The 12,311-nt window shown below is 61.3% G+C and carries 10 protein-coding genes and 1 tRNA gene; 5 read left to right on the forward strand and 6 right to left on the reverse strand.

Translation table 11 applies throughout. The features are described 5' to 3' along the window. Window positions 1-69: 69 nt before the first annotated feature. Window positions 70-2,835, forward strand: a complete 2,766-nt coding sequence (locus J3474_RS02300; RefSeq protein WP_207092953.1) for a bifunctional aconitate hydratase 2/2-methylisocitrate dehydratase — start codon at window positions 70-72, stop codon at window positions 2,833-2,835. 283 nt (window positions 2,836-3,118) lie between these two features. Here the strand turns inward: J3474_RS02300 and J3474_RS02305 are convergent, their stop codons facing one another. The 5 genes from J3474_RS02305 to J3474_RS02325 all read right to left on the reverse strand — a co-directional run bounded on the left by J3474_RS02305 (window position 3,119) and on the right by J3474_RS02325 (window position 8,144). Continuing rightward, on the reverse strand, window positions 3,119-4,156 hold the full coding sequence (locus tag J3474_RS02305; protein ID WP_242528152.1) for an aromatic ring-hydroxylating dioxygenase subunit alpha: 1,038 nt from the start codon (window positions 4,154-4,156) through the stop codon (window positions 3,119-3,121). 220 nt (window positions 4,157-4,376) lie between these two features. Beyond that, entirely contained in the window at window positions 4,377-5,576 is a 1,200-nt protein-coding gene (locus J3474_RS02310) for an MFS transporter (RefSeq protein ID WP_207092955.1), read from the reverse strand. A 30-nt stretch (window positions 5,577-5,606) separates the two neighbouring features. Next, window positions 5,607-6,008, reverse strand: a complete 402-nt coding sequence (locus J3474_RS02315; protein WP_207092956.1) for a DUF6379 domain-containing protein — start codon at window positions 6,006-6,008, stop codon at window positions 5,607-5,609. Next, window positions 6,001-6,912 carry a sugar phosphate isomerase/epimerase gene (locus J3474_RS02320; protein ID WP_207092957.1) on the reverse strand — a complete coding sequence of 304 codons (912 nt, stop codon included), beginning with the start codon at window positions 6,910-6,912 and terminating at the stop codon, window positions 6,001-6,003. The genes J3474_RS02315 and J3474_RS02320 overlap by 8 nt, the downstream gene beginning before the upstream one ends. Then, a complete protein-coding gene (locus J3474_RS02325) occupies window positions 6,909-8,144 on the reverse strand; it encodes an NAD(P)/FAD-dependent oxidoreductase (RefSeq protein ID WP_207092958.1) in 1,236 nt (411 codons plus the stop codon). Before J3474_RS02325 ends, J3474_RS02320 begins: the two co-directional genes overlap by 4 nt. A gap of 148 nt (window positions 8,145-8,292) precedes the next feature. On the opposite strand from J3474_RS02325, the gene J3474_RS02330 reads away from it, so the two are divergent. Beyond that, the gene (locus J3474_RS02330; protein WP_207092959.1) at window positions 8,293-8,898 is read left to right on the forward strand and encodes a TetR/AcrR family transcriptional regulator; all 606 of its coding nucleotides are present in this window, start codon (window positions 8,293-8,295) and stop codon (window positions 8,896-8,898) included. A gap of 253 nt (window positions 8,899-9,151) precedes the next feature. Here J3474_RS02330 and J3474_RS02335 read toward each other — a convergent pair. After that, window positions 9,152-9,242, reverse strand: a tRNA-Ser gene (locus J3474_RS02335). Window positions 9,243-9,489: 247 nt separating this feature from the next. On the opposite strand from J3474_RS02335, the gene J3474_RS02340 reads away from it, so the two are divergent. The 3 genes from J3474_RS02340 to J3474_RS02350 all read left to right on the forward strand — a co-directional run bounded on the left by J3474_RS02340 (window position 9,490) and on the right by J3474_RS02350 (window position 12,309). Next, entirely contained in the window at window positions 9,490-10,332 is an 843-nt protein-coding gene (locus J3474_RS02340; RefSeq protein WP_207092960.1) for a DUF1134 domain-containing protein, read from the forward strand. A gap of 241 nt (window positions 10,333-10,573) precedes the next feature. After that, the gene (locus J3474_RS02345) at window positions 10,574-11,752 is read left to right on the forward strand and encodes an amino acid aminotransferase (RefSeq protein ID WP_207092961.1); all 1,179 of its coding nucleotides are present in this window, start codon (window positions 10,574-10,576) and stop codon (window positions 11,750-11,752) included. Window positions 11,753-11,754: 2 nt separating this feature from the next. Beyond that, window positions 11,755-12,309 carry a GNAT family N-acetyltransferase gene (locus tag J3474_RS02350; protein WP_207092962.1) on the forward strand — a complete coding sequence of 185 codons (555 nt, stop codon included), beginning with the start codon at window positions 11,755-11,757 and terminating at the stop codon, window positions 12,307-12,309. Window positions 12,310-12,311 lie beyond the last annotated feature (2 nt).

The following is a 12,311-nucleotide window of genomic DNA, read 5'->3' on the forward strand; positions in this document are numbered from 1 at the left end:
TCGGGCAACCGAAGAAGGCCGGATGACGGCACTTTTTTGGCTCCATTCACTCATGAGCTTGGGATTACGATGAGCATCTATTTGGATTATCTGACCGAAATCGACAGCAGAGCTGCGCAAGGACTTGCGCCCAAGCCCATCGACGATGGCAAGCTCATCGAAGAGATCATCGTCCTGATCAAGGATGCCGGCAGCGAACACCGCGCCGATGCTCTCAAGTTCTTCATCTACAACACGCTGCCCGGCACTACGAGCGCTGCTGCGGTAAAGGCGGCCTTCCTGAAGGAAGTCGTGCTCGGCGAAGCTATCGTCCCGGAAATTTCGGTCGGCTTCGCGCTCGAATTGCTCTCGCACATGAAGGGCGGTCCTTCGGTCAAGGTCCTGCTCGACATCGCGCTGGGCGACGAGGCTGCAGTTGCCGCGCAAGCTGCCGATGTGCTCAAGACCCAGGTCTTCCTCTACGACGCCGACATGGCCCGCCTCGCGGATGCCTACAAGGCCGGAAGCGCCATCGCCAGGGACGTGCTGGAAAGCTACGCCAAGGCCGAATTCTTCACCAAGCTTCCTGACGTCGAGGACGAGATCAAGGTCGTCACTTTCATTGCCGGCGAAGGCGATATCTCGACTGACCTCCTTTCGCCGGGCAACCAGGCTCACTCGCGCTCCGACCGCGAACTGCACGGCAAGTGCATGATCTCGCCCGAAGCACAGGAACAGATCGTCGCGCTCAAGGCGCAGCATCCCGACGCACGCGTGATGATGATTGCCGAAAAGGGCACGATGGGCGTGGGCTCCTCGCGCATGTCGGGCGTGAACAACGTGGCACTTTGGACCGGCAAACAGTCCAGCCCTTATGTGCCTTTCGTGAACTATGCGCCGGTCGTCGCGGGCACCAACGGCATCTCGCCGATCTTCGCGACCACCGTCGACGTGACCGGCGGCATCGGCATCAACCTGAAGAACTGGGTCAAGAAGCTCGGCGAAGACGGGAAGGCGATCCTCAACAACGACGGTAACCCCGTCCTGGAGCAGAAGTTCTCGGTCGAGACCGGCACGATCCTCAAGATCGACGTCAAGGACAAGGTCCTGCGCGACGAAGATGGCAACGAGTTGGTCGACGTCGCCAGTTCGTTCACGCCGCAGAAGATGGAATTCATGAAGGCGGGCAGCTCGTATGCCATCGTCTTCGGCAAGAAGCTCCAGACCTTCGCGGCCGAGACGCTGGGCGTCGAGCCGACCCAAGTCTTCGCGCCGAACAAGGAAATCTCCGTCGAAGGCCAGGGCCTGACCGCTGTCGAGAAGATCTTCAACCGCAATGCCGTAGGCGTGACGCCGGGCAAGGTGCTGCACGCCGGGTCGGACGTGCGCGTCAAGGTAAACATCGTCGGATCGCAGGACACCACCGGCCTGATGACCGCGCAGGAACTGGAAGCGATGGCTGCCACCGTCATTTCGCCGCTGGTCGACGGCGCTTACCAGTCGGGCTGCCACACCGCCTCGGTGTGGGACAAGAAGGCTCAGGCGAACATCCCGAAGCTCATGTCCTTCATGAACAAGTTCGGCCTGATCACCGCGCGTGACCCCAAGGGCGTCTACCACGCGATGACCGACGTCATCCACAAGGTGCTGAACGACATCACCGTGGACGACTGGGCGATCATCATCGGCGGCGACAGCCACACCCGCATGTCCAAGGGCGTCGCTTTCGGCGCGGACTCGGGCACCGTCGCTCTGGCTCTGGCCACGGGCGAGGCGACCATGCCGATCCCGCAGTCGGTCAAGGTGACTTTCAAGGGCAAGATGCAGCCCTACATGGACTTCCGCGACGTGGTGCATGCAACCCAGGCGCAGATGCTGGCGCAGTTCAGCGGTGAGAATGTCTTCCAGGGCCGCGTGATCGAAGTCCACATCGGCACGCTGCTGGCCGACCAGGCCTTCACCTTCACCGACTGGACGGCAGAAATGAAGGCCAAGGCCTCGATCTGCATTTCGCAGGACGAGACCCTTATCGAGTCGCTGGAAATCGCCAAGTCGCGCATCCAGATCATGATCGACAAGGGCATGGACAACGCCGCCCGGACCCTGCAGGGCCTGATCGACAAGGCCGACGCCCGCATCGCGGAAATCCGTTCGGGCGAAAAGCCGGCTCTGGCCCCCGACGCCAACGCCAAGTACTTCGCTGAAGTCGTCGTCGACCTCGACCTGATCGACGAACCGATGATCGCCGACCCGGACGTGAACAACGCGGACGTGTCCAAGCGCTACACCCACGACACCATCCGCCCGGTCTCGTACTACGGCGGCACCAAGAAGGTGGACCTGGGCTTCATTGGCTCGTGCATGGTGCACAAGGGCGACATGAAGATCCTGGCTCAGATGCTCAAGAACATCGAAGCCGCGCAAGGCAAGGTCGAGTTCAAGGCGCCGCTGGTCGTCGCTCCGCCGACCTACAACATCGTCGACGAGCTGAAGGCCGAAGGCGACTGGGATGTGCTCAAGAAGTACGCCGGCTTCGAGTTCGACGACGTCGCGCCGAAGCAGGCTGCCCGCACCGAATACGAGAACACCCTGTATCTCGAACGTCCGGGCTGTAACCTGTGCATGGGCAACCAGGAAAAGGCTGCCAAGGGCGACACCGTTCTGGCCACCTCGACCCGCCTGTTTCAGGGGCGCGTCGTGGAAGACGCTGCCGATAAGAAGGGTGAATCGCTGCTGGCCTCGACTCCGCTCGTGGTGCTTTCCACGATCCTGGGCCGCACGCCGAACATGGACGAGTACAAGAGCGCCGTGCAGGGTATCGACCTGACCAAGTTCGCTCCGCCGCAGGCCGCTTGATCGACGCCAGCCCGGCCCCTTTCGAGGGGCCGGGCTGGCGCTGATGCCGCTCAAGCATCGATATTCAGGGCGGCGTAGACATTTGGTCTGCGCCGCCCTTGCTTGTGAGCCGAGGCCCTGACGTCAGTCTTGGGAGTACTTTGCGCGCTCATGGCGCGGGAACGCGAAAAATTCAGAACGTAGCGGATACTTCAATCGCGCTACGCACCCGCCACTATCACATGAAGGCGGGCGGCTTCATACGAGAGAGCCTGCAATAAGCCGGCAGCGACGGCCCGCCTGATTATCGCAGGGTATCCGATCGGTCTGACTCGAGATCGCGCTCCCGCTCTTCATGCCTGCGCAACTGCATCAAGCGCCGTCGGGCGCGGATTGCGCCTGCGTCGGTTTCGAGGATGGCTGGGCGCGCGTCCCAGAAATCCATATCGCCCAGCGCTTCTTGGGCGGCCTCGATCATCGGCTCGTCCTCATCGACGAAAACCTGGCGGGCCAGCGCTGCCGCCGCTTCACTCGCTTCGTGATCGAAGAAGTAATGCGAGGTGCGTATTGTCTGCGGCGTGATGATGTGGGGATTGACCATTTGCGGCACCACCATGTCGTTACGATCCGTCCCGGCGCGAGCCAGGCCGACCGTCAGCGCCATGGAAGCCGGCGCGTGCCAGCGCATGTGAAGCCATTGGTCCACCGATGATTCGTCTTGCAGAATGGCCTTCGCCCAGTCGGGCGGGCACACATTTTCCATGTCCCAGTTGTTCCAGATCGCCCCGCTTTCGTCGGTCTTGACCGATTGGCTGCCGAGAAAGATTGAGCCGTTCACACCGAAACTGGTGACATGCAGGAACTCGGCATGGGTCAGGTCCATGAGATTGTCGGTCAACAGTTCGTAGTGCCCCTTGATGACCAGCCGACTGCGGCTCATGCCCGCGCGCTCCACGAAACCGAAATCCGGTATCAAGGCAGGATCGGCTTTCTGCGGGTCACCCGGCCAGAACCAGAGCCCATGGTGACGATGCACGACGGGCATGGTGCGCGCCCGGACATGGGCCGGCGGCTCGGCCGGGAAGGGATTGTGTACGCACGCACCGGTGCGGTCGAAGCCAAGTCCATGGTAGGGACAGTGGATCACGTCTGCTTCGAGCTTGCCTTTGCTGAGCGGAACGAAGCGATGCGGGCACCGGTCGGCCAGCATCGCGTAGCTTCCATCGGACAGGCGGGCGATCAGCCATTTCTCGTCCAGCAGTGTGCGCGAGAGCATACCGTTTTCGGGGATCTCATCATCCCAGGCTGCCATGTACCACAGGTTGCGCACGTAATCAGTCATTCTTGTCTCCCAGGTCTCTTGATGCATCGGTACGGGCAGCGACTTTTTGCGAATGTACTGCGCCCCCATCCTCAGCGGAGTTTGTCGCATTGGGCATGAGGCCTGTGGCGATCGGTGCTACCTAAGGCGCCGACTTCTCGAGCGACGGCGTTTGCGGCTCCGCTATCGTACTTGCCGCTTTTACAGGTTCTTCTCCCAGAATTACGCCGTTGGCTGTCGATCAAGCGTCGATCGATCGGGCGAAAACCCGTGCTGCGAGCGCACAGAGCAATGCGGCGACTCCGAGGGCCAGGAAGGCTCCGCCAATTCCGGCGGTGAAGACTCCTACGCCGGTCACGAGAAGCGGGCTGGTGAATTGGCCGAGGAAGAAGCAGGCGCTCCATATCCCCATTCCGCGTCCCCGATGCTGCGCCGGAAGTCCGTTCATCGCCCACAACACCAGAGCCGGGATCAGGATCCCCGCGCCAAGTTGCTGCAGACAAGCAGCCAGCGTCATGACCTGTTCGCTGCGGGCTAGACCAATTCCGGCCATTCCGGCTCCCATGAGCGACAGGAAAATTGCAATCTGCCACGAAGAGGAGAGCCGCGCGGAGATGGGCTTGAAGAGCAGGCCACCTATGAACACGCCTACATTGGCTATACCGATCAGCATCCCGACGGTTTCCGGCGATGTCACACCGATTCCGCCGAACGCCAGTCCGACCTGCACGATATAGACGTAATACAGACTTGCCGACACGAGGGTCACGGCACCGCAAAGCACGGCGTGGCGAACAGGAAACGCAACGCTGCTATCACGCGAACCGCGTGTATCTTCGACGTCCGGCTCATAGATGAAAGCCAGCATCGCTGCGAAAATCGGAATTGCGACAGCGTAGATCAGGAATGGCACGTGCCAGCTGATTGCCGCCAGATATCCGGAAAAAGTCAGAACCGATACACCGAACACGGGACCGATGGCGGCTTGGAACATCAACCATGTGCGGCGCTGATCCTGCGCGAAATAGTCACCGATGAGAGTATTGGTGACGGTCAGGATTGCCGCTTCACAAAGGCCCAGAGCCAATCGGGATGCAAAAATCGCGGTGAGGTCGGACAGGAAGTACGGAGCGACTCCGACCACACCGTAGATGAAGGTCGAAACCAGCAGCAACCGGCGCCGGCCATAACGATCCGCAAGCCACCCCATGAGCGGAGAAAACAGCGCAATCATCAGGCCCGGCGCGGTGACAGCCAATGGCACGAGCGTTGTGGCACCGGGGACCGATGCAAATTGCTCGACCATCCTCGGTACGACCGGCGCCAGAGCAACAATCGCAAGGATAGGCAGGAAGCCCGCCAGTACCACGACGATGCCCTGGCCAGCTCCTGCGGCTTTCTGTTTCGGCGGCGCAAATTGGGCCTGCCTGATGGCTGTCACGTCCCGCTCTCCCTTATACCAGTCCAAAGGTCAGATAATTATTGTGATCATGCGGCTGTCTCGCACGAACGTCGGTTGAAACTGTGGTGGGAAGTAGGGATGCCGAAAGGCAATCTCGCTCGCCACATCGTGCACTCCTGCCGGCAATCCTCCGGGGCGCTTGATCAGAACGGTCATGCAGGTGCCGACCTCCCAGCGATCTTCTTTGGCAGCAAGCAATTCAGCGTGCGTGTACTCCCGGCCTCCAACGACGAACCGGTTGTCGGTGGACCGGTAGGTCTCGCCATCCACCGTGATATCGATGCCTGCCAGGAGGCTAAGGCGCGTCCCACGGTAGTTCGGTTGGCGGAGACGGACCTGAAAACCATCATAGGCCCCGGGCACCCCGGTATTGCGAAAGCCACTGCTTTGGATGTGGGTGCGTTCAAGCATCGAGCTTCTCCGGGGCGACTTCTAAATCGCGTTCGAGTTTGCGGATGAGACAGTGCTGGCGGCGAACCTGCTCGATGGCGACCCAGGGGTCCCGGACGCCTTCGTATTCGCTGGAGAGATAGCCGGTGTAACCGAGCTTTTTCAGCATCGGGATCACGTTCTCCCAGGGGATATGGTGGTCGTGCAGGTTCTCGTCGATGTGATGGAACTTGGCCTGAATGAACGGCACATACTGAATGACGTCGGCAAGATGTTCGACCGGTACCTTGATGCCATCGAGGAAGCTCAGGGCCGCCGCGCGGATTTCCGGGGTCTCGCCGGGCCAGTAAGGCAGCGGGCGATCCTGGAAGATCCCGGTATCGATCATGATGCCGAAATTCTTGGTTCCCGTGCGTTCGATGAACTCGATGTAGGCATCCGTCACCGGATGCTTGATTGGGGTCGGCGCATGGATTTCCGGAATGATCACGATCCCGAGTTGGTGCGCCAGATCGAGGTTGCGTTCGATCGTGGCTTCCCAGATCGGATGCGGCGTCAGCTCTTCGTCGATGACGCCGAATTTGGGGCGAATGAACTTGAAGCCGAGCTGGTTCGCCAGTCTCAGATCCTGCGCAACCTGTGCCGTGCCTTCCTCGACGCTCATGGTGTGGTCGAGGGTCAGGCAGGTGTCGAGCCACGAGGCCAGGTTGGTAGGTTCCAGCTTGTACCGGTCGATCAAGGCGAACCAGTTGTCGAGCCAGGCACTGGACGGTTCGGGGTATCCGGCAATGTTGGCTTCGCCGAGGATCTCGATGCCGGTTGATCCGGTCTCAGCGACATGGTCGAAGGCATCTTCAAGGGTCATGACCGTACCGAGGTCGTCCGTGTAACTGTATAGCGACACGCCATATTTGAAACCGCTCATAGCGCAGGCTCCTTCACGCGCTTGTGGACCGGGACATAGGGCTCGCCATCTTCGATCTCGGCCAGCTGCGACAGGATATGTGCGGGCATTTCATCACCGACCATCCTCTGGAGAAATGGCGTGTTATCGAACACCCAGTCGCGAAGCGGTCGCAGGAAAGCCGGGCAATGATGGAAGATCTTGCCGGTGAAATAGGCCCCTTGGGTAATCTGGACGGTGTGGGGAATGCGCCGCGTCTCGAACGCGACGAGCGCTGATCGAACAGCTGCCGTATCGGACATGGATACCGCGTCCAGCTCACGAGCCAGGAAGTAGCCGTCCTCGATGGACATGCCTGCGCCATAGGCAGCGTAAGGCGATGTCGGGTGGGCTGCGTCGCCAACCAGCGTGACACGACCTTTGCTCCAGGCTTTAAGAGGTGGCCTGTCACGGATTTCCCACCGCTGCATGTGCTCGAGCGGAGTGGCCTCGATCAAGTCTCGCACGGTTTTGGAGAAGCCCTTTGCGCGGGTCCGGCAGAAACCGATGAGGTCCTCCGGCGGGGCCGCGTCAGGGTCGCATGCTTCCAGCACCCACCATTCGTACCCCCATTTGCCTTCATGGCGGATCGGCGTGTAGCTGACCTGCGTGGTCCGGTTGTGCGCGAGAATGCCGACACCCTGCGGCTCTTCGTCGAGGAACAGGTAGCCGCCAACGAGGTGCAAGCGCTGATGGCGAATGGGCTTGTCACCCCACAGGTGCTTGCGGACGAACGAATTGATGCCATCGGCTCCGATGAGCACATCCGCGTCGTGGCTGAGGCCATTGGCGAACTTGAGCCGAACGAAATCGCCCTTGTCCTCGATGTGGGAGAGCTGGTGATCCAGCTTCACCACGCCCGGCGGGATCGCATCGATCATGCGCTGGTAAAGACCCCAGCGCAGCAGGCCGATGAAGCCGCCGCCGTACTCGGCTTCGACTTCAGCCGGCAACTGGACGTCAGCGCGGCGCTTGCCCTTGGAATTCTCGAAGTAGGTGTGACACGGCGCACCGAGATCCTCGGTGTCGACGCCGATGAGCTTCAGCACTTTCTGCGGCGGCGGCCACAGGTTGAGGATGTTACCGGCAGCCCGAATCTCCTTCGCGCGTTCGAATAACGTGACATCGAAACCCAGCCTGAGCGCAGCAAGAGCAGCGGCCATGCCAGCCGGCCCTGCGCCCACAATAGCAATGCGGCCTTTTGAGCCGTTCATCCTTCTTCCCTTCCGAATTGCCTATAATTTCAGCGGTGCTTAGATTTATCTAAGCGATGCTAGAAAATGTCGCAAGCTCCAATTTGACGGCTTGCTGCGCATTCGATCGCTGTTAGGGACTTGGACATGTGGAAGGTGAAGGAACGCAATGGCCCGCGCTAAGAGCTATCATAAGAAAGATCTGAGGCGCGACCTGCTGAATGCAGGGCGCGAGTTTGTTTCCAGGAACGGACACTCATCACTCTCGCTGCGCGGCCTTGCCCAACAAGTGGGGGTCACGACTGCAGCGCCGTATCACCACTTTTCAGATCGTAGAGCATTGCTTCTAGCACTGGCGCTGGAAGGCTTTGAGGAACTCATCGGCGGGGCGCAAGCCGTCGACACGGCCAATCTTTCACCGCTCGATCAACTGATCAATATGGGGCAGGCGTTCCTTGAGTTCGCATACTCGCAGCCGCGGATGATGGAACTGATGTACGAGAGCGAGCTCACCAATCCAACCGTGGATCCCGTTCTGCTCGAATACCAGCAAAAGGGTTACAAGGCGCTGCTTGGTGCAGTCACGAAAGCCATGCCGGATGCACCCTTCGATGATCGATCCATGCGCGTGATGGGCTATTGGTCAACGATCTACGGGCTCGCACTTCTGCGAAACAAGCAACTCATCCAGCCTTATGACCCCTTGAGTCGAGCTCCCCGCGACATTGATCATGCATTGGTGGCGAGAAGTGCAAGGGCTGCGCTGGACGCCTGAAGCTTGGCGCGCCGGCGCGTAAATTTGCGCGGGGTCCGGACCCTGGCCCCCATGAAGTTCGGGGGCCTAGTTGCGCGCCGTTGCAGCAGTCCCGGCAAGCTTTCCCATGATCTCGATTCTTCCCACATTTTCAACCACGGATCCAATCGGTCACGAGTGGATCGGTCGGGATCGCGCGGAGTGTGAATTATCTCGTAAAGCCGCAGAAAAGCTGGCCGTTCCGAGATTTTCAAAGATGCGGGGGATAGGCCAGTGGCGGAGACGGAGGGATTCGAACCCTCGGTACCCTGATAGAGTACGGTTCCTTAGCAGGGAACTGGTTTCAGCCACTCACCCACGTCTCCGGATGCGGCGCAGGCGGGCCCTATAGCTGGGGGGATCGGGGGCATCAAGGGGGGATGAGCGCCGAAGGTGAAATTAGTTCTCGAGGGCTGATTCGGGGGCTTGGCGATTCGGTCTGCCGCAAAACCGACTCGGTCCATCGCCCGTTCATTGCAGGCGCCCTAGCAGTGGATTCTTGTGCGATGTCGCAATGTTGCCGCGCTTCGGCGCCAGTTTTACCGCCGTACCGCGAGGGAGGATCGGAAAGTCATGTCAGTCTGCAAGCCAATCACCGAAAAGAGCCGGAAGAAGGCTCCGAAACGGGCTGGCGCGCGTGCATCACGATCGCTGATCGCGCTCGCGGCGGCCTTTCTCGCCATAGTCTCGCCTCTTGCGCCCGCTGTGGCGCAAGTGACGACTGTCGATCCCGACGCGGCGATTGATGGGGATCTCAAGGGCGGAGACACCACTTTCTCGTCCAACCCTAGCGGCGAGTTGCCCGCGCAGGACGGACCGGCTGCAGCATCGGGTAACGGCACGCCGATGGAGCCGAGCAGCAGCGTCTCGGATTGGAATGCCGACAAGATGGCCGCTCCGGTCGCGCCTGCGACGCCCGCCGTCGACAATTCGACAACGTACCACGAGGACGACCTGATCGGCGCAGCTGAGGGCGTGTTCGGCAAGGGCGCCAAGGGGCTGGCCGATGTCATCAAGGACCTGCTCGCCAAGCAGGGGGAGCCCAATGGCTACATCGTCGGGCGTGAAGCAGGCGGCGCCATCGCAATCGGTTTGCGGTACGGCTCGGGCACGCTCTATCACAAGGTGGAAGGCGAAAGGCCGGTCTACTGGACCGGACCTTCCATCGGCTTCGATGCCGGGGCCAATGCGGGTAACGCTTTCGTGCTCGTCTACAACCTCTACGATACCGAAGACCTCTATCATCGCTTCGGGGCAGGTGAGGGGCAGGCCTATCTGATCGGTGGCTTCACCGTCAGCTACCTGCGCCGCGGCGACATCGTCCTGATCCCGGTTCGGGCCGGCGCCGGCCTGCGCCTTGGCGCCAACGTCGGTTACATGAAGTTCTCGCACAAGCAGCGCTGGCTGCCTTTCTGACCGGGCCGGGTCAGCAAGTTATCACTGGATCGGTCCGCTCCCCATCCGAGCCCCTTCAAGACTGAAGGGCAGGGCGCCCGCGAAGGGGCTGGAATGGGGAGTGGGCTGGAGCCGGTGCGGCAGAAGGTAACACTTTTGCCGCACCGGCTTTCTTTTTTGTATCGTTGTTGCGTCGCTGGCGCGGCTTCGCACAGATCGCCTGTTGCTTCCGCTCCCGGGCGAGAGTAAGGCCGCGCCCGCCATGCTAAACAATCTTCAGCAACAGCCCGCCGACGCGCTTCTTGCGCTGATCAAGCTCCACAATTCGGACCTGCGCGCCGACAAGATCGACCTCGGTGTCGGTGTTTACCGGACCGGTGACGGGGAAACCCCGGTCTTCGGTGCGATCAAGGCGGCAGAGAAGAAACTCGTCGAGACGCAGGACTCCAAGGCCTACCTCGGCCCCGAGGGCGACATGGGCTTCGTCGAAGCGCTGATGCCCTATGTCTTCGGCCAGGCGAACCCGACCCAGGACGGCCGCATCGAAGGCATGCAGACCCCGGGCGGTACCGGTTCGCTGCGCCTTGCCATTGCGATGGCCAAGCGCGCCGGCGTGACCCGCCTGATCGTTGGCAAGCCCAGCTGGCCGAACCACAACCAGATCTGCGCCGATCTCGGCCTTGAAGTCTTCGAATTCGGCCATGCCAATGCCGATGGCAAGACCGACATGGACGCGGTGCGCGGTGCAATAGCGCAGGCCCAGCCGGGCGACGCGATCCTGCTGCATGGCTGCTGCCACAACCCGACCGGCATCGACTACTCGAACGCCGAATGGGACGAGATCGTCGGCCTCATCGCCGACAAGGGCATCCTGCCGATTATCGACCTTGCCTACCAGGGTCTTGGCAACGGCATGGAAGAAGACGCCTACGGCCTGCGCCGCGTCATCGCATCGGTGCCCGAGGCGATCGTGTGCTATTCGTGCGACAAGAACTTCGGCCTCTATCGTGACCGCGTCGGCGCACTCTATGTGCTGGCGGCCGAGAAGGACGGTCTTCCCAAGATCATGTCGAACGCCCACGCCCTGGCCCGCGCCAACTGGTCGCAGCCGCCGGATCACGGCGGCGCTGCGGTTCGCCTGATCCTCGAGGACGAGGCCCTGACCAAGCAGTGGCTCGCCGAGCTTGACGACATGCGCGATCGCATGCGCCTGATGCGCGAGAAGCTCGCCGCGGCCGGCAAGACCGGCGGTGTCGACCTCACGCCGATCGGCGGGCAGAACGGCCTGTTCTCGATCATTCCCTTCACCCCTGAACAGGTGCAGGCGATGCGCGACAAGCATGGCGTTTACTTCGCCGGTTCGGGCCGCATCAACGTGGCCGGGCTGACCGAGGGCAATATCGAAAAGTTCATCGCAGCTGTCGCGGACGTGACGGCCTGACAATGGATCGTCAGCCGGTCCTCCATGGGGATCGGCTGACGCTGCGTCCCTTGCGCCCCGGCGACTGGGACGCGCTGTTCGCCGTGGCCTCGGATCGTGAGATCTGGGCCGGGCATCCATCGCATGACCGCTGGCAGGAACCCGTGTTCCGGGCCTTCTTCGACGAAGCCCTTGCCGGCGGCGGCGCCCTTGCGATCGTCGACAGGCTGGCGCCGGACGGCGAGACAATCATCGGATCGACCCGTTTCGGCGCGCCCGAGGCGGAAGCGCCGGGCGAGATCGAGATCGGCTGGTCGTTCCTTGCCCGCGCCTATTGGGGGCTTGGCTACAATGCCGAGTTCAAGGCGCTCATGCTCGCCCACGCCCTCGCGCATTATGATCGCGCCATCTTCCAGGTCGGTGCCGACAATGCGATCTCGCGCAAGGCTATGGCCAACATTGGCGGCAGGCTCGTGCCCGGCCGCAGCCGTTCCTTCGAACGCTGCGGTGTCATGGTCGATCACGTGATCTTTGAAATCACGCGCGAGAGTTTTGCACTCGGGCCGCTCTCGGCCTGAGA

Source organism: Novosphingobium sp. PY1 (genome assembly GCF_017312445.1).
Taxonomy (GTDB): domain Bacteria; phylum Pseudomonadota; class Alphaproteobacteria; order Sphingomonadales; family Sphingomonadaceae; genus Novosphingobium.

What these genes read in the sequence shown, in the direction of transcription:
- J3474_RS02300 (WP_207092953.1), top strand. Translation starts at nt 70, where the DNA reads ATGAGCATCTATTTGGATTATCTGACCGAAATCGACAGCAGAGCTGCG.
- J3474_RS02320 (WP_207092957.1), bottom strand. Translation starts at nt 6,912, where the DNA reads ATGAGCGGTTTCAAATATGGCGTGTCGCTATACAGTTACACGGACGAC.
- J3474_RS02345 (WP_207092961.1), top strand. Translation starts at nt 10,574, where the DNA reads ATGCTAAACAATCTTCAGCAACAGCCCGCCGACGCGCTTCTTGCGCTG.
- J3474_RS02305 (WP_242528152.1), bottom strand. Translation starts at nt 4,156, where the DNA reads ATGACTGATTACGTGCGCAACCTGTGGTACATGGCAGCCTGGGATGAT.
- J3474_RS02330 (WP_207092959.1), top strand. Translation starts at nt 8,293, where the DNA reads ATGGCCCGCGCTAAGAGCTATCATAAGAAAGATCTGAGGCGCGACCTG.
- J3474_RS02315 (WP_207092956.1), bottom strand. Translation starts at nt 6,008, where the DNA reads ATGCTTGAACGCACCCACATCCAAAGCAGTGGCTTTCGCAATACCGGG.
- J3474_RS02350 (WP_207092962.1), top strand. Translation starts at nt 11,755, where the DNA reads ATGGATCGTCAGCCGGTCCTCCATGGGGATCGGCTGACGCTGCGTCCC.
- J3474_RS02325 (WP_207092958.1), bottom strand. Translation starts at nt 8,144, where the DNA reads ATGAACGGCTCAAAAGGCCGCATTGCTATTGTGGGCGCAGGGCCGGCT.
- J3474_RS02340 (WP_207092960.1), top strand. Translation starts at nt 9,490, where the DNA reads ATGTCAGTCTGCAAGCCAATCACCGAAAAGAGCCGGAAGAAGGCTCCG.